This is a genomic window from Phocaeicola intestinalis, from assembly GCF_014837065.1.
GTDB lineage: Bacteria > Bacteroidota > Bacteroidia > Bacteroidales > Bacteroidaceae > Phocaeicola > Phocaeicola intestinalis.
The window spans coordinates 1-16,970 of record NZ_JACSPP010000039.1 but is presented as its reverse complement, the minus strand read 5'-3'; the positions used below and the strand labels follow the sequence as shown (position 1 = coordinate 16,970).

The window sequence follows — 16,970 nt, the reverse complement described above, 5'->3', positions numbered from 1 at the left end:
CGTTACAGTTCTTTTTCGATTTGATACTTGTTTCGTTCGGGAGCGTTGCGGGCTATCAGTTCGCCGATGAATCCGGCAAGGAACAATTGCGTGCCGATAACCATCGTGGTCAGCGCCAGGTAGAAGTACGGGCTTTCGGTCACCAGCCGGTACGGATTTCCGCAATACATGTCGTGCAGCTTGTTGAATCCGATAACAGCCACCGATATGAATCCCAACAAAAACATAATAGAACCCAGAAAGCCGAAGATGTGCATCGGCTTCACCCCGAAAGTGGAAAGAAACCATAACGTAAGCAGGTCGAGGTAACCGTTTACAAAGCGGTTCAGCCCGAATTTGGTCTTTCCGTACTTACGTGCCTGATGATGCACCACCTTTTCACCGATTCTGGCAAATCCTGCATTTTTTGCCAGGTACGGGATATACCGGTGCATTTCGCCATACACTTCGATGTTCTTCACCACTTCACGCCGGTATGCCTTCAGCCCGCAGTTGAAATCGTGCAGGTTGTGTATGCCCGACACCGCCCGTGCCGTTGCATTGAAAAGCTTGGTGGGTATGGTTTTCGAGAGCGGGTCATAGCGTTTCTGTTTCCAGCCCGAAACCAGGTCATACCCGTCCTCCGTAATCATCCGATACAGTTCCGGAATTTCGTCGGGACTGTCTTGCAGGTCGGCATCCATGGTAATGACCACATCGCCTTCTGCCCGTTCGAATCCGCAGTACAGGGCGGGCGACTTCCCGTAATTACGGCGGAACTTGATGCCTTTCACCTCCGGATTGCTTTTGCCCAGTTCCTCAATGACATTCCACGAGCGGTCGGTGCTTCCGTCATTGACGAAGATGATTTCATACGAAAAATGATTGGCATCCATTACCCGTTTTATCCATGCATGCAGTTCGGGCAACGACTCGGCTTCATTATATAAAGGGATGACTACTGATATGTCCATAATACTGATTTTTATTTTTTATATTTCATAACTAACAAGCCTGTAGGCAAGGCAAGCAAAATGCCATAGAATACATTCTGCGTAATGAGTTGAAAAGTGAGTTGAATGGGACTCAGGGAAGCTATCGTATCAAAAGCAAGCATAAGCTGGTCTATGGAAGTTGCCAGTTCACCTTGAAGCATAGCCTTTGCCTCGTTCAGCTGTTGCCTGTACATGTCAAACAAGAATCCTTGGTCGATAAACCGGAAGTAAAGATAGTGCCCTACCGCCGCCAGCATGGCCGCAAAGACATACATGCATACGGTAAAGATGAAAGCACGGAAAAACGGAATGGTTCCGTTGCAATATGTATTCCGGAATTTGCGTGCATACAAGTATCCCAATATGGGGACAAACAGCGTACCCAATATAAAAAGGAGTTGCAGCAAGGGAATTTTAAACCCTAATGGAAGAAAAATGAATTTGATAATCCAAAAGATTCCCATATAGGTTCCGAATCTCATTGCATGCTCTTGAATACCGATTGGTCTGTCTGGTGTCATTTTCTTTACTTTAAATAGATTAAAAGAGTATACCCTCCGTAACGGATAACTTTATTTGCGTACAAAAGTACGTTTTTTGTACTTATTCAGCGTAATAAAAGCATGAAAAATGACGTCTCTTCATTTTTTTCTGCATTTTTTTCAGAAGACGTATTGCATATTCAGAAAAAATACCTACCTTTGCACCCGCAATCAAGAAATATCGCGCCGATAGTTCAGGGATTGCAAGTTTTTTGAAATACGGGTAAGTCCCATACGGCCAGCTCCCTTCGAATCCTCCAGGGCTTGATCGCAGCAAAGGTAGTTGGTTGTAGCGGCGCGATATGGTAAGCTTACCCACCTGCCTCTTTAGCTCAGTTGGCCAGAGCACGTGATTTGTAATCTCGGGGTCGTTGGTTCGAATCCGACAAGAGGCTCGAAAAAAGGTTGCTTTCTGTAAAAGGAAGCAACCTTTTCTTTTAGGAACTGTTTTGAATTTATCGTGCGATGATTCTCACCACAGAGGACACAGATTTAATGTGTCAATGAATAATAGGGCAATGTGCTAATTTATTTTCACATTAGCATATTGTTTATTGACCTATTCTTCTGTGACACTCTGTGGCCTCTGTAGTGAATAGTTATATAATAAACAGGTTACTCATTCCGGCAATTCCACCACTCCCAGCTTCTTCTTCCCGTTCATCTTTGCCGTAAGCGGCTTGTCGAAATGCACCCAACGGATAAATTTCGTCTCTTCCACAGCAGGCATGGCATCCAGCAATTCCTGATTGAACACCCCGTCGCCGCAATAAGCATTGATGGTAAAATAGCCTACCCCGAATGACGTGAGGTTCTGGAAGAAATGCGTACCCTGGCTAGGGTCGACACGGTAATTGGTGAGACCAGCCTCAACGATAATACGTGCCGCCGAAATATTGGGCCACTTCACAGGAATACCCAGCCAGGTATCACTGCTTCCCCACCTGCCCGGACCTACCAGGACATAGTGCTTGCCTTCGTCAAGGAAACGCCGGTTCAGTTTCTCGATATCATAGGCTATCAGCTGGTTGTTCGAAGCCGAATAACCTTCCGTCTTCACATAAATCACATCTTGCATATCATCTATCACACCCTGCCCCAACGCATTCTCGCTTTTCAGCAACAAACGCTCTGCGGGGATGGCTTCCAGGTCTTCGTTGAAATCGGCTTTCATATCCACCATCGGACGGATTTGAAGCAAATAAAAAGTGCCGGACTTCTCTTGGGCGTTCAGGTTAACGGCAAACTCAATCTCTACCGGACGGCGCATTTCACCCTGACCATACTTCTGTACCAGCTGAAGAATACGTGCCAAAGGAAACACATCGTGCTGAAGAATATTGGCAAAGGTAATCACCTTGCGCCCGCCGGGATAAATACCGTCGCGGATAACCATATCATAAGGGTCGTAAGTAGAAGCGATGTATGTCAGCGAACCGTCTGCCTCGGCTTCCTTCACCGGCAGCTTCAAGAGATTGAACCCGTCATCCAGCGAAAAGTCGTGTCCCAGGTTCTTCAGGTCAAGGGCATAAAAGCGGGTCTGTGTCTCGCGAAGCGCCATCTCCAGTTCACTGGTCTGCAACACCTTATCAGGGTGATACGGACACACACGCAGGGTCAATCCGCCGTCGACGATGTATTTGCCCAAGCCCAATGCCAGGCTGACAGTACCTTCTTCGGCAAGTTCGTCATTGATAGGATAATAATTGACCGAACGTGCCACTCCCGATATGGCAGGATAGTAACGGTCGCCGTATTGCGTACCCACTACCTCCTGCAGGATTACTGCCATCTTTTCCTCGTCGATAACGTTGCTGGTAGCCTGCATATACGCCTTGCTGTCTTTATAGAACACCGAAGCATATACACCTTTTATCGCATCGCTCAGCATCCGCAGGCGTTCGTACTTGTCATCCATATACGGAATCATATAAGTAGAATAGATACCGGCAAAAGGCTGATAGTGCGAGTCTTCCAGCAAGCTGGACGAACGGATGGCTATCGGCGCCTTCACCACATCGAAGAAAGCGAAAAAGTCCTCTACCAGGTTATCGGGCAGCTTCGCACGCAGAAAGGCACGCAATATCACTTCGTCATCCGCTTCGCTCAGGGCTATCTGGTAGAGCTGGTTGGTTTCCATAAACTCGTCGAATATATCCGTACAGAGCACCACCGTCTTCGGAATGGCTATCGTGGCATTCTCAAACTCTTCAAACTCGGGATGACGCTTTACCATGTTGTCGATAAAGGCAAGTCCGCGCCCCTTTCCTCCCAACGAACCGTCACCGATGCGGGCAAAGTGCGAATAGCGGTCGAACCTGTCGCGCTGGAATACCGCTACGACACCCTGGTTTTTCATCTTACGGTATTTCACAATGGCTTCGAAGATAATCTGCCGGTGGGCATCAATGTCTTGCAACGACTCCCACGTAATCTGCTTCAGAAACTCTGCCACGGGAAATATAGCACGCGAATACAACCAGCGGGACACGTGATTACGCCCGATATGATACAGCAGCGAGTCGGCGGGGATAGAGAAAATGGCGTTCTGCAAATCTTTCAAGTTATGCACCCGCGCCACTTCCTCCTTGGTCTTCGGGTCACGGAACACAAAATCACCGAAGCCGAAATGCTCAGACACAGCCTGCCGCAAGTCCAGATTCATCTTCTTGGAATTCTTGTCGACAAACTGGGCATGAATGTGGGTGGCAAACTCCCGGTTCGAAGCTTCCGACGATTGCAAAATCAAAGGGATAAACGGACTCCGGCTACGCACCTCGGTAAGAAAGCGGATGCCTGCCTGCGGATCAATCTTCCCTTCTCGAGGGAAACGCGCATCGGAAACAATCCCCAAGGTATTGTTCTGATAACGGGTATAAAGGTCAAACGCCTCCTCATAAGTGCGTGCCAATACAATCTTAGGACGCCCGCGCATGCGCAAGGTACGCTGGTGCTCGTTCAGCGCCTCCGTTGCAAACTCCTGGCTTTGGCGCAACACAAACTTGTAAAGGTTAGGCAATACCGACGAATAAAACCGTATGGAGTCTTCTACCAGCAGAATCATCTGCACACCCACCTCCTTGACATCATGCTCCAGATTCATCTTGTCCTCTATCAGCTTGATGATAGACACCAGCAGGTCGGTATTCCCCAGCCAGCAGAACACGTATTCAAAGACACTCAGGTCTTCGTGCTCCATCCGCTCGCGGATGCCGTGCGAGAACGGGGTCAGGACCACCAGCGGAATATGCGGATATTTCTCCTTGATTTGCCTGCCGATGTCAAACGTATCACTATTATCGGTGCCGGGCATACAGATGACCAGCTCGAAACGGGTGTTTTCCAACTGCTTCCAGGCATCTTCCTCGGTAGACACCTGCGTGAAACGCGGCGGATAACGAAGGCTCAGGTTCATATACTCGATAAAGATTTTCTCATCGATGCGCCCGTCGTCTTCCAGCATGAAAGCATCATACGGATTGGCAACCAGAAGTACATTAAAGATACGTTTCGTCATCAGGTTGACAAACTGGGTATCCTTGAAATAGAGTTGGTTTAATTTTAACTTATTGAGCATAGCTATCGGATTTAAGCTTGATTTCTCAAACAAATTTCGGGATTTCTCTTGATTTATGCAACTTATCGGCGTACAAACTTTACCTGCCGCCAATGACCTGCCATACGGCTTTTAACTTTTTATCAGTTTTTACAGATAAATTCATACAGAATTATTTGATTTATCCGTTTAAAATCCTACCTTTGCATAAAGAAACATTTCATTTTGTCAGACCTTAAAGATAAATAGTTATGGACATCAACCGAATCATGTCATCGCTGGAGGCCAAGCATCCCGGTGAATCTGAGTATTTGCAAGCCGTAAAAGAGGTATTGATTTCTATCGAAGATATTTACAACCAGCATCCCGAGTTCGAAAAGGTATCGCTCATCGAGCGGCTGGTAGAACCCGACCGCATCATCACATTCCGTGTGCCGTGGGTAGACGACAAAGGCAAAGTGCAAGTCAACCTGGGCTATCGCGTCCAATTCAACAATGCCATCGGTCCTTACAAAGGCGGCATCCGTTTCCACGCATCAGTCAACCTGTCTATCCTGAAATTCTTAGGATTCGAACAAACATTCAAAAACGCCCTTACTACCTTGCCCATGGGTGGCGCCAAAGGCGGTTCCGACTTCTCACCGCGCGGCAAGAGCGAAGCCGAGATCATGCGCTTCTGCCAAGCCTTTATGCTGGAGCTTTACCACCATCTGGGTCCCGACATGGATGTGCCTGCCGGCGACATCGGCGTAGGCGGACGCGAGGTTGGATACATGTTCGGCATGTACAAGAAACTGACACACGAATTTACCGGCACCTTTACAGGCAAAGGACTTGAATATGGCGGTTCACTTATCCGTCCCGAAGCCACAGGTTTCGGCGGACTGTACTTCGTAAAACACATGCTCGACAAGAAAGGCATCGACATCAAGGGCAAAACCATCGCCGTATCAGGTTTCGGCAACGTAGCATGGGGAGCCGTAACGAAAGCCAACCAGTTAGGAGCTAAGGTAGTCACCCTTTCCGGTCCCGACGGATATATTTACGACCCCGACGGAGTAAGCGGTGAAAAGATAGACTACATGCTCGAACTCCGCGCTTCGGGAAACGATGTGGTAGCACCCTATGCCGAAAAATATCCGGGCGCAACCTTCTATCCGGGACGCCGTCCGTGGGAAGTAAAGGTAGATATCGCACTTCCTTGCGCCACTCAGAACGAATTAAATGGCGAAGACGCTTGTAATTTGATAAAAAATTCCGTTCTTTGTGTCGGAGAAATTTCCAACATGGGTTGCACACCCGAAGCCATCGATGCATTCATCGAAAACAAGGTGATGTATGCACCGGGAAAAGCCGTCAATGCAGGAGGTGTAGCGACCTCGGGACTCGAAATGAGCCAGAACGCCATGCACATCAGCTGGACCGCACAGGAAGTAGATGACAAGTTGCATCAGATTATGCACAACATCCACGAACAATGTGTGAAGTACGGCACCGAGCCTGACGGTTACATCAATTATGTAAAAGGTGCCAACATTGCCGGATTCATGAAAGTGGCACACGCCATGATGGCACAAGGAATTGTATAAAACAGGACGTTTTATAATAATATCTCGTTTAGTTGTATTTGTATTTTGTATTGTAGCTGCGCTGCTCGCCTGTGAAGGTAAGCAGCGTTTTTTGCTGTAGGGGCGTATCGCATACGCCCTGAATACATCCACATGGATAAGTGGACACATTCCGAAGGCGCATCAAAATAACATTCGATTATCCCAAAGCAATGTCCTCCTGCCCCTAAAATATCCCCATCTGATTGCAGTATATCTTCATCTGCAGTTGAAGTATATATTCATTCGCAGTTGAAGTATATATTCATTCGCGGTTGAAGTATATATTCATTCGCAGTTGAAGTATATATTCATTCGCAGTTGAAGTATATATTCATTCGCAGTTGAAGTATATCTTACTTTCCAGAGCAATATTCCTGCCTCTGAAACCGATACAAATGTACTGACCGCCAAACTTCCAACCCACCTGCGGACAATAATTTCTTCCAACTCCCTTTTATAGTCAATCAGAAATAAAATGCGAAAAATCATTTGTCATGCTGAGTGCCTATTTCCTGCGGAAAATCCATTCGATTATGACAAATTGTAAATTCGTCATTGGTAACGTAGTGAAGCATCTCGGATGCGCCCACGTGGATGTCTACGAGATCCTTCACGTTCGTTCCCTTAGATGACAATACATCAAGAATTTTTCGCAAACCAATTTTGTTCTACTATAACGGATGAATAATAGGGCAATGTGCTAATTTATTTTCACATCAGCATATTGATTATTGACCTGTTCTTCTGTGTATCCTTGTGTAGTCTGTGTCCTGTGATAGCATCACAAGAATCCGTTGTCAACTCCCGATTCGCATAATCAGCTGGTAAAAAACAGGGAACGGGGGTAAACAAAATAATGCTCTTGCGTTATATTTTAAAAACAACAATATACCGAATGCCATGAAACAGCTATATATCATCCTCCTTGCTTGCCTGCTTGTCGGATGCCAGGAAGAACAACTTATGGACAACTCACTTATAACAGTCTCCATCCAAGGAAACCAATTGGAAGGGATGACCCGGAACAATGAAGGAAAAAATATCTTCACCGCAGGCGACAAAGCCTCCCTTTTCTGTCAGGGAGGAATAAACGCCAACAATATCGCCCTGACTTATCAAGATGGGGAATGGCATCCTGAGACTCCATTGTACTGGGATAAAAGTGGAAATGATGCATCGGTTGTCGTCTACTATCCGGCATTCGCATCAACCCAACAAGAACTTTACGATACGGAAGGAAATCTGAAAGACATCTTATATGCAGCTCAAGAAACACCCTACGGCAAACCAGTTGAACTGCAATTCGAACATCTCTTTGCCAAAATCACTTTTGAGACAGATGAATCAATCCATACACAGATGCAAAACATCCGTTTTACTCCATCCGTCCGACTGGCAAGCATAGAGCCTCACACCCGAACATTCACATTTGCAGAAACTCCGGCACCTACCGTTTCTTTCGAAAAACGAACTGACCGTATATATACACTTTTCATACCTCCTGCCGACAATGTTTCTGTCGACATCAGGCTTGTCACCCCCGAAGGTGAACTACAGCTCACCACTCCGACACAATCTTTCATTTCGGGACACCAATATACCTACCGGCTTATTTCCAAAGAAAAAGAAACCGGCATCTACACCGCAGAAGAATTTATCGCATTCTCCCATCTGATAAACGGGATGGAATACGAAGGCTACACGCTGGACGATTTCGGACATGAAGTAGATGGCGTCATGACCTATTTCCTTTGTGCGGACATTGAGTTCACAGAAGAGCAAAGTGAGCAAGTGCAGCCGATAGGCTGTAAGTCGACAGAATTTGGTAAAAGCAAATCTTTTAATAAATGTTTTGACGGTCAAGGGCATTCGCTTTCCAATCTACGTTTGATTACTCCGGAGGACACTAAACATCAGGGACTATTCGGATACATAGGCGAGCGAGGAATTGTAAAGAATTTGACTTTAGAAAACTGTTCCTATACCAATCCTCAGATTTCTAATGAGCCTTATTTTGAAGGAATGATGGTAGGTTTGAATGAAGGGATTATTACCGGATGTCATGTAAAGTCATGTAGTATCAAGGACTGGACATTGGGTTACGCTGGAGGATTAGTAAGTGAAAATTATGGCATTATTGCCAACTGCTCATCATATAATGTCAATTTTGAGGGAACATTATATAGTGCAGGGGGATTATGTAACTATAATTATTCCCAAATACTCAATAGCTATGTATACGCGTGTCATTTTAACAAAGCATCGCAAACTGGAGGAATTTTTCATCGTAGTGGAAATGACGAAAACTGCCTTCTTAATTGTTATGCAGGGGATTTAATGTATGTGGGCAATACGGAATTTGGTTATTTTAGTCATAGAGTTGCAACAACAAAAACGATATTTCAATATTGTTATTACCCGGTAACATGCACCTCCGATCCTGTTTACAAGAATTTCACCAACATCAAAGACAAAAGCACCATCTATACTTACGATACTGATTTCACCGTTACCGATACGGGCGAAACCCTTTTGGATGCCTTAAATGCCTGGGTAGACAAGCAGCAAGGCGAGTATAACGGACTTCCCCTTTTGCATTGGGAAGCAGGAGATGAAGGTGTTCCAGCCAAGTTGGCAGGCCTTTAAAAGTCTGTTTTGAGTTTTGTGTGATGATGTAGGATGAGTTTTTAAGAGCTATTCCCAATAACCAGTAAGGCAGAATCAGCAAACAAACCCAAAAACTTAAAAACTCAAAAACTTAAAAACTTAAAAACTTAAAAACTTAAAACGCATGAACTCATCCCCATTATAGTTTTTTATCAGCCCAAAAGACTACATCTGTGCAAAATGTTGTAATTTTGCGCCCAAACTCAAGAGTCTATGGAAAAAAATAAAAAATTAGTTGGAGCGATTATTCTATTGATTGTCATTGTTGCAGGCGTTTCTTTCCTTGCCGTGAACGAATACCGGAAAAATAAGGAAATGGCCGAAGTGTTTGCCGTAGAAAAACAAGAAATGGAAAATGAATATAGCGCGTTTGCTACACAATACGATGAACTTCAGGTGCAAATCAACAACGATTCGCTTCGTGAAAAACTGGAAAGTGAAAAGTTGAAGACCCAACGGTTATTGGAAGAACTGCGGCAGGTGAAGACAACCAATGCTGCCGAAATATTGCGGTTGAAGAAAGAATTGAAAACCGTACGTGCCGTGCTGCGTACCTATGTTATCCAAATTGACTCGCTCAACCGGCTCAACGCTGCACTGATGGAAGAAAATCAGGAAGTGAAAAGCAAATACTCAGCTGCCACAGCGCAAATCAATACCCTCTCGCAAGAAAAGAAAAACCTGAACGAAAAGGTATCGCTAGCAGCCCAACTGGATGCCACCAACATCTCTGCACTACCGATGAATAAACGTGGCAAGAAAGCACGAAAGGTAAAAGACGTGAAAAAAATTGCTATCTCGTTCACCATCGTAAAGAACATCACTGCCGAAACGGGCAACAAAACAATTTACGTCCGCATTGCCAAGCCCGACAATGACATCCTCTCGAAAGGCAATACCACCTTTGCCTACGAAGACCGTGAAATTACTTACTCCATTAAAAAGTATATTGAATATACCGGAGAAGAACAAAGCGTTACCGTCTATTGGGACGTGGAAGAATACCTTCCTGCAGGTACCTATACGGTCTATATCTTTGCCGACGGCAATATGATCGGACAAAACTCGTTTACCATGAAATAAAAGCCTGCATCATGAAAAGAAGCCTATTCCACATCCATGCGCTATGCATGCTTGCATCTGCCTTATTCCTTGCATCGTGCGGACAAGACCGCTCGGGGGAATATTATGCCCTCATCGGGCCAAAAACGTGGATGTACGAAACCATGCAACAACATTACCTGTTTTACGAAGACCTTCCCACCGAAGAAGGACTGAACTTCTTCGATAAGCCCGAAACATTTCTCCAGTCGGTTGTTTCTTCACAGGACCAGAAAAATGGAAGCGTGTTTTCCCACATTGATTCGGTAAATGTTTCACGTGTACAAAGTGCTTACCCCACTTTCGGATTGGAAGGCTCATTGATACGCAATACCAATGGTGACTATGTAGTACATATATTATATGTGTATCCTGATTCTCCAGCTTCTGAAGTGGGACTGAAACGCAACGACTGGGTGGTAAGCGTGAACGACCGGGCTTTGAATACAAGTAACTTCGAATCTTTCTTCCAGCGTCCCAGCAGCTCCTGCCGCTACCGGGTAGCTACAGAAGTAGATGGACAGCCGGATACATCCTACGTTGACATGCCTGCTCCCCGAATCATCGAACAACCCAGCGTATTTACCTATAAGACCATAACCGCCGGAAGCAAAAAAGCTTTTTATATCCTCTACAATGGATTTGAAACGGACGACGAAGAATCACTGAAAGCAGCCTTCAACGAAGCTGCCGCCCAGTCACCATCCGACATCATCCTCGACCTTCGCTACAATCCGGGTGGCTATGTATCCACCGCCCAATTGCTTAGTACCATCCTTGCCCCACAAGGTGCAATGGGACAACCGTGGCTTACAATGGTATTTAATGACAAGACTGATCCTCAGACACAGACCTATACTTTTGATGCCAGCCTGCTGCAAGGGGTAACCAATCTGAATTATGACCACCTGTACGTCATCACCACCTCTAATACAGCCTCGGCATCCGAAATTGTTATCAATACCTTGCGCCCATATTTAGGTGATAAGCTATTACAAGTAGGTACTGCCACCTTTGGAAAAAATGTGGCACAGAGCTTGTTTACCAATGAAGCTTACCCACAACTGGAATTCTGGTTAACCACCTCGTATACAGCCAACTCGGAAAACTTTTACGATTATTATACTGATGGGCTGCAACCTGATTATGTTTCATCTGAAGACTTAACTGCCAATTTAGGAGAGTTCGGCACACCAGCCGACAGTATTTTGGCTCCGGTATTTTATCATTTGGAACACGGCACGTTTCCCTCGACTGGAACAGAAGAAAGTACCCGTTCAACAGGAAGCAAAATTATTTATAACCCTATAGACCACAAGCCAAAGCGAAGCCAAATGTCAATAAAATGAATGTTGACATTTATCAACATGTTCTCATGAAAACGCAATAGGACAGGCTTTGCCAAATAAATCGCCCAAAGCACACACGAAACGAACACATCAAGACAAGAAAAACTTTTTGGAGAAATTCAAAACAGTTTCTCTTGGCTTTATGCTATTTTGCTAGCACATTTTACAAACATAGGAACTAAAAATTCACCGCAAAACAATGCCTGTTATTTTCATACCAGTAGTTCACTTTCCATCCATGGTATTCGCAAACCGCTTTCACTATCGCCAGTCCTAATCCATTACCTTTTGTTTTTTCTGACGGGCGGTAGAAGCGATTGAATACCTGCCGGGCGTCCAATTCCGGCTCATCGGAAGTGTTCGATACGATAAGCTGCCTGCCGGTCAGAACAAGAGTGATGTCCCCATTCGGACGGTTATGGCGGACAGCATTCACCACAAGATTATTCACGAGACTTTCCAGAAGGGTGCGGTTGGCACGTATCATCAGTGAAGTCTGGAAATCTTTGCGGAGAACGATGTTTCCCATAAGGCATTCCAATGAAGGCAGCAGTCTGTCGAGAAAATCGCCCAAACTGATGGTTTCCATCTGTTCGTACTGGCGGTTGTCTATCTTGGCAAGCAGCAACACCGCGATACACATTCTTGACGCAATCCCTCACACCCACCTCCGCCAGCTTCGCCTTCAAGTTCTTGATGTGCGTGTAGACGAAGTCGTGATTGTCCAGCATATCCGCCATGTCGCCGCTGGGATACTCTGCCATCCCTGCCTTCGACACCGCCTTGCCCACGTTACCGATGAAGGGCCGACAGCTCCCTTTCGTCTTCGATTATCAGCAGTTTCATTGCGTTTGATGAATAAACATGGAAGCAAAGGTAATAGGGAAATGTGAAGATATATTGAAGAAGAATCGAATTTTTCACTATATTTACCCACAAAACTACTTATACTGAAAAAGATATGGATACTCAGACATTCATCAGCAAATACCGCCAGGCTTTTGGTGAAACGGCGGAACTTCCGCTTCTGTTCTATTATGATAACGAACCGGTGGCAGATACAGATAAGATAAACGGTTGTCTCTTTAAGGGAATGGATGCCGCGAGAAAAGGGAAAGGGCTTAGCCTGAATGCCGAGACCATCGGTTGTGGCGGAGGCAAGCTCTATACCGCCTTTGCGCCGATGCCTGAGCATGTGCCCGGCTTTGTGTCACATAAAGAACGCTACAAGGCTTCTCCGGAAGATGTGATAACGTGCATTGAACGGCTTGATATACGGCCGGCTGCTAAAAAGTATCTTAATTTCATACGGATTGACCGCGTAGAGAGTTTTGAACCCATGGAAGGGATTTTGTTTTTTGCTACTCCCGACATGCTGTCAGGACTGGCAACTTGGGCATTCTTCGACAATAACGCCGATGATGCTGTCTCCTGCATTTTCGGCTCAGGCTGTTCATCAGTTGTAGCCCAAGCCGTAAAAGAAAACAGAACAGGCGGCCGTCGTACGTTTATAGGTCTGCTCGACCCTTCCGTGCGCCCTTATGTAGAAAGCAATGTGCTGAGTTTTGTGATTCCGGCAAGCCGTTTTAAAGAGATGTATCAGACAATGGACCGTTGTTGCCTCTTCCATACGAATGCATGGAGTAAGGTAAAAGAACGGATAACCAACAGCATCTGACCTGCGCTTACTTGATTAACATGATGATGCTTCCGCCCGTAATCAGCAGCGCGCCCGCCACCACCCGCAGGCTGACCGGTTCCTTCAGAAACAGGAATGACAGGCAGATGGTGATGACCACGCTCAGCTTGTCTATCGGCGCCACGCGCGACACGTCGCCCGTCTGCAACGCCTTGAAGTAGAAGAGCCACGACACCCGTCGCCACGCCGCTCAGCACAAGGAAGAGCCAGGCATGACGCGGTATCTCCCTTATCTCGCTTACATGTTGCCCAAACAGCACGATGCCCCACGTCAGCAGCAGGATGACGGTGGTGCGGATAGCCGTAGCCAAATCTGAATTAATGTCCTTCACGCCCACCTTGGCGAAGATGGCGGTCAGCGCGGCAAAGAGGGCGGACAGCAGTGCATAGTATTTCCACATAATCGCTTTCCTGTTTTTAAGTCGGTTGCAAAGTTATTGTATCTACGCAAAGGTAGGAGCGGATTTTGTAGGAATTTTGAAGAAAGCAGAAAAGCCTCTGCCGGGAATAGTACTTTTTCCTGTAAGATTTGTCGGAGCTTCGGATGGGGGCGGATTACTTAGCATAAGGCTTGTATTCTTCAGGGATAGGAATATGGAAATGGTAGCACAAGGCAAGCACATCTTTAATATCGTTTTCATCAAAAACATATCCTGTGTGGAAAGCGACCTGTGCCTGGGGAGGAATACACGACACTTTCTTTCTGCCGATACAGCCTTCTCCATTGAACGTGTCCGCCGGATAAATTGCTCCTTCAAAAACAATCTTCCGTTCCGAAGTATATGTAAACAAATGCAAGTCCACCGTCCGCCCATCCGCATCTGCGAAAACGATGTGCTGCGGAGTGGAATATGTTTCTGTCCGTTCCTTGAATCCCTGTTGATGTAAAGCATGAATGAAACGCACAGCCTGCCTTTCTTCCACAAACAAGTCAATGTCTTGATGTTCTCTCGTTTGTTCGCCTAACAATGCATCTACACCCCAGCCGCCGTCAATGAAAACATTTATCTCCAATTCTTCGGCAAGCATGATTAAATCAATAGCATCTTTTTCGGTAATCATATCTAAATTTTGGAAGTTTGTTTGCGAAGGTATGAAAAATCAGCAAGCTTGGCAAACACCAAGCCCCACCATTCACCGGTAAATCCTCCGCATCAGCGCCGGAAGCACTACCAGCAGCAGGGGCAGACCCGCCACGAAGAGGATGGGCTTGGCGTAGAGTTGATGAATCGAAAGAGTTGCTTTCATATCCAAGTTGTGTTTAGTGGTTCCAGTAATTGTAGGCGGCAATGACAAGCTGCCGGTTCGTGCGCATCAGCAGGGCATCCCGTTCCGTCTGTATCTTGTTGCGGAGCACGGTCAGGTAATCCAGCACGGACACCTGCCCAGCTTCCACCTCCCGCGCGTAATCGGACAGGACACGCTCGTATCCGGCGAGTTGCTCCGTCAGAGCCTTGTCTCTCCGGTCATATTTCTCCAACTCCGACAGGCATTGGCGGAGCCTCATGCTGCGTTGGTATTCGACATGGTCCCAGTAGATGCGTATGCTTTGCTGCTGCAGTTCCGCCTGACGCTCCTTCCAACGCTTTTGCCTGCCGTCGAAGAGCGTCCACGTAAATGTCAGTCCTGCGCTCCAGCCGAAATGCCTGTACCATTGCGAGAAACTGCCCGTCTGCATGCCTCCGTCCACAAACAGGTCCAGCCGCGGCTTGTACTGCAAGTTGAAAGAGCGCAGCGATGCCGCCGTATTCAGGCTGTCCAACCGGTACTGTTCCGTCACCGCGCGTTCCAGTTGGTTCTCTTCCAAGCGGATGTGGTTGCGAGCCATATCCATATTGATGCGGGATTGTTCCTGTGCCACTTTGTAAGACGAATGTCCCAAGAGCGGCTGTGTCCACGTGGCTCCGGCATACAGGTGCCCGCTACTCTCGCCCAAGTCGTAGCCGTAATAATCCGTGGCGTCCTGTGCGTTCCACCGGAAAGAGGTTTGTCCCCCGTCTTTGGTCAGGACGGGTACGAACAGGTAATCCCCGTTCAGCTCCAGCCGTGAACGGGTGTACAGCGCCTTCAGCCGCCGGAGTTCCGCCTGCTCTATTTGCAGTTGGTTGCGGTAATCGTGGAGCAAGGGGCTGTAATTCCGTGCAGCTTCTGCATAATAAGACAAATCATGAGACATTTGCTGCCCTCCTGCCGTAAGGATACAAAAGGAAAAGACTAAAATAAAACATATCCGAATCATATTGATACCGTTTTTCCGGCAAAAATAGATACGGATGTTGTAGGAATCTTGAAGACATCCGGCAAATCCCCAAGAATAGTGAAGACAAATGCATCAAGGCGTGAAAACTTTTTGAAGAAATCCACAACAGTTTTTTAAAATCTGAACCAATGCTTTGCCAATCAAATAAAAAGCATTACCTTTGCAGTCGCTAATACGAGTTATTAGTATAATTCAAATCATTTTATTATTTACTAAACTTTATATTTAAAGATGGCAACAAAAATCAGATTGCAAAGAAACGGACGCAAAGGATATGCGTTTTATTCAATTGTTATTGCAGACTCAAGAGCACCACGTGATGGTAGATTTATTGAAAAAGTTGGTACATACAACCCCAATACCAATCCTGCCACAGTAGATTTGAATTTCGACCGTGCATTGTATTGGGTAAAAGTAGGTGCACAACCTACAGACACTGTACGTAACATCTTGTCTCGCGAAGGTGTTTATATGATGAAACACTTGCAGGGTGGTGTTGCAAAAGGCGCATTCGATGAAGCTACAGCACAGGCTCGCTTCAGCGCTTGGAAAGAAAACAAACAAGCTAATTTGGCCGCAATAAAGGCTAAAGCAGAAGAAACCAAACAAGCAGCCGTTAAAGAACGTCTGGAAGCAGAAAAGAAAATCAATGAAGAAATTGCTAAGAAAGTAGCTGAAAAGAAAGCTGCTGAAGCTGCCGCTAAGGCAGAAGCTGAAGCTGCTACCGCAGAAGAAACTCCGGCTGAAGAAGCACCTGCTACCGAAGCTCCGGCTGAAGCATAAATTCGCTTTTTGACGTAATAAAAGCGAGGCTGTCGCAAAATAAAGAATGGCAATACTTCTTGCCATTCTTTATTTTTTTAATGGATGTCCGCAAACAGCCAATGTAGGGGCGTATCGCATACGCCCGGATGCACCAACTTATCCACGCCGAAAGAGTTATTATGTTTCAGTTGAACCACGGATATAGGTGCAACGGTAAACGCAGATAGGCTCATCCGCTGTAAGATTAATAATCTTCAGGCTGCAAGATTATTAATCTTACAAGCGGAAGATTATTAATCTTACCAAACGAAGCTATCTGCGTTGAAGCAAGAAGATAATAACAGTTTCGCTAACCAATTTTGTTTACTACACTTAGAAGCTGTTTTGAATTTCTCCAAAAAGTTTTTCTTGGCTTGATGTATCCGTTTTCGTGTGTGCTTTGGGCGA

The 16,970-nt window shown here is 46.0% G+C and carries 12 protein-coding genes, 1 tRNA gene and 1 pseudogene; 7 read left to right on the top strand and 7 right to left on the bottom strand.

Annotated features, from left to right (window positions below; genetic code table 11):
• Window positions 1–2 precede the first annotated feature (2 nt).
• Window positions 3–953 (bottom strand): glycosyltransferase family 2 protein, encoded by a 951-nt coding sequence (locus tag H9625_RS11800; protein WP_022039648.1) that lies wholly within the window; start codon window positions 951–953, stop codon window positions 3–5.
• An 11-nt stretch (window positions 954–964) separates the two neighbouring features.
• Window positions 965–1,495 carry a DUF4199 domain-containing protein gene (locus H9625_RS11795; protein WP_087397041.1) on the bottom strand — a complete coding sequence of 177 codons (531 nt, stop codon included), beginning with the start codon at window positions 1,493–1,495 and terminating at the stop codon, window positions 965–967.
• Window positions 1,496–1,837: 342 nt separating this feature from the next.
• Here H9625_RS11795 and H9625_RS11790 point away from each other — a divergent pair.
• Window positions 1,838–1,911: transfer RNA gene (locus H9625_RS11790), tRNA-Thr, on the top strand.
• Window positions 1,912–2,135: 224 nt separating this feature from the next.
• On the opposite strand, the gene H9625_RS11785 is transcribed toward H9625_RS11790, so the two are convergent.
• Window positions 2,136–5,093 carry a PEP/pyruvate-binding domain-containing protein gene (locus H9625_RS11785; protein WP_022039513.1) on the bottom strand — a complete coding sequence of 986 codons (2,958 nt, stop codon included), beginning with the start codon at window positions 5,091–5,093 and terminating at the stop codon, window positions 2,136–2,138.
• Between the two features lie 230 nt (window positions 5,094–5,323).
• Here H9625_RS11785 and gdhA point away from each other — a divergent pair, with 230 nt between their 5' ends.
• The 4 genes from gdhA to H9625_RS11765 all read left to right on the top strand — a co-directional run bounded on the left by gdhA (window position 5,324) and on the right by H9625_RS11765 (window position 11,799).
• Entirely contained in the window at window positions 5,324–6,661 is a 1,338-nt protein-coding gene (gdhA, locus tag H9625_RS11780) for an NADP-specific glutamate dehydrogenase (RefSeq protein WP_022039514.1), read from the top strand.
• A gap of 921 nt (window positions 6,662–7,582) precedes the next feature.
• Window positions 7,583–9,328 (top strand): fimbrillin family protein, encoded by a 1,746-nt coding sequence (locus H9625_RS11775; protein WP_191764473.1) that lies wholly within the window; start codon window positions 7,583–7,585, stop codon window positions 9,326–9,328.
• A gap of 234 nt (window positions 9,329–9,562) precedes the next feature.
• A complete protein-coding gene (locus tag H9625_RS11770; protein WP_087212703.1) occupies window positions 9,563–10,432 on the top strand; it encodes a hypothetical protein in 870 nt (289 codons plus the stop codon).
• Window positions 10,433–10,443: 11 nt separating this feature from the next.
• Entirely contained in the window at window positions 10,444–11,799 is a 1,356-nt protein-coding gene (locus H9625_RS11765; RefSeq protein ID WP_022039527.1) for a S41 family peptidase, read from the top strand.
• Between the two features lie 178 nt (window positions 11,800–11,977).
• Here the strand turns inward: H9625_RS11765 and H9625_RS11760 are convergent, their stop codons facing one another.
• A complete protein-coding gene (locus H9625_RS11760) occupies window positions 11,978–12,442 on the bottom strand; it encodes a sensor histidine kinase (protein ID WP_022039528.1) in 465 nt (154 codons plus the stop codon).
• 318 nt (window positions 12,443–12,760) lie between these two features.
• Between H9625_RS11760 and H9625_RS11755 the strand changes: the two genes are divergently transcribed.
• Window positions 12,761–13,477, top strand: coding sequence for a DUF169 domain-containing protein (locus H9625_RS11755; protein ID WP_191764471.1), 717 nt, complete (start codon window positions 12,761–12,763; stop codon window positions 13,475–13,477).
• A 7-nt stretch (window positions 13,478–13,484) separates the two neighbouring features.
• Here the strand turns inward: H9625_RS11755 and H9625_RS11750 are convergent.
• From H9625_RS11750 to H9625_RS11740, 3 genes and pseudogenes are all read right to left on the bottom strand, one after another.
• Window positions 13,485–13,899: pseudogene (locus H9625_RS11750) on the bottom strand (EamA family transporter).
• A gap of 154 nt (window positions 13,900–14,053) precedes the next feature.
• Window positions 14,054–14,560: a nucleotidyltransferase domain-containing protein gene (locus H9625_RS11745; RefSeq protein ID WP_087212693.1), complete on the bottom strand. Its 507-nt coding sequence runs from the start codon at window positions 14,558–14,560 to the stop codon at window positions 14,054–14,056.
• 199 nt (window positions 14,561–14,759) lie between these two features.
• Window positions 14,760–15,737 carry a TolC family protein gene (locus H9625_RS11740; RefSeq protein WP_191764469.1) on the bottom strand — a complete coding sequence of 326 codons (978 nt, stop codon included), beginning with the start codon at window positions 15,735–15,737 and terminating at the stop codon, window positions 14,760–14,762.
• A gap of 252 nt (window positions 15,738–15,989) precedes the next feature.
• Between H9625_RS11740 and H9625_RS11735 the strand changes: the two genes are divergently transcribed.
• Window positions 15,990–16,541 (top strand): 30S ribosomal protein S16, encoded by a 552-nt coding sequence (locus H9625_RS11735; RefSeq protein ID WP_022039535.1) that lies wholly within the window; start codon window positions 15,990–15,992, stop codon window positions 16,539–16,541.
• The last annotated feature ends 429 nt before the right edge of the window (window positions 16,542–16,970 follow it).

What these genes read in the sequence shown, in the direction of transcription:
- H9625_RS11800 (WP_022039648.1), bottom strand. Translation starts at nt 953, where the DNA reads ATGGACATATCAGTAGTCATCCCTTTATATAATGAAGCCGAGTCGTTG.
- H9625_RS11795 (WP_087397041.1), bottom strand. Translation starts at nt 1,495, where the DNA reads ATGACACCAGACAGACCAATCGGTATTCAAGAGCATGCAATGAGATTC.
- H9625_RS11785 (WP_022039513.1), bottom strand. Translation starts at nt 5,093, where the DNA reads ATGCTCAATAAGTTAAAATTAAACCAACTCTATTTCAAGGATACCCAG.
- gdhA (WP_022039514.1), top strand. Translation starts at nt 5,324, where the DNA reads ATGGACATCAACCGAATCATGTCATCGCTGGAGGCCAAGCATCCCGGT.
- H9625_RS11775 (WP_191764473.1), top strand. Translation starts at nt 7,583, where the DNA reads ATGAAACAGCTATATATCATCCTCCTTGCTTGCCTGCTTGTCGGATGC.
- H9625_RS11770 (WP_087212703.1), top strand. Translation starts at nt 9,563, where the DNA reads ATGGAAAAAAATAAAAAATTAGTTGGAGCGATTATTCTATTGATTGTC.
- H9625_RS11765 (WP_022039527.1), top strand. Translation starts at nt 10,444, where the DNA reads ATGAAAAGAAGCCTATTCCACATCCATGCGCTATGCATGCTTGCATCT.
- H9625_RS11760 (WP_022039528.1), bottom strand. Translation starts at nt 12,442, where the DNA reads ATGTGTATCGCGGTGTTGCTGCTTGCCAAGATAGACAACCGCCAGTAC.
- H9625_RS11755 (WP_191764471.1), top strand. Translation starts at nt 12,761, where the DNA reads ATGGATACTCAGACATTCATCAGCAAATACCGCCAGGCTTTTGGTGAA.
- H9625_RS11745 (WP_087212693.1), bottom strand. Translation starts at nt 14,560, where the DNA reads ATGATTACCGAAAAAGATGCTATTGATTTAATCATGCTTGCCGAAGAA.
- H9625_RS11740 (WP_191764469.1), bottom strand. Translation starts at nt 15,737, where the DNA reads ATGATTCGGATATGTTTTATTTTAGTCTTTTCCTTTTGTATCCTTACG.
- H9625_RS11735 (WP_022039535.1), top strand. Translation starts at nt 15,990, where the DNA reads ATGGCAACAAAAATCAGATTGCAAAGAAACGGACGCAAAGGATATGCG.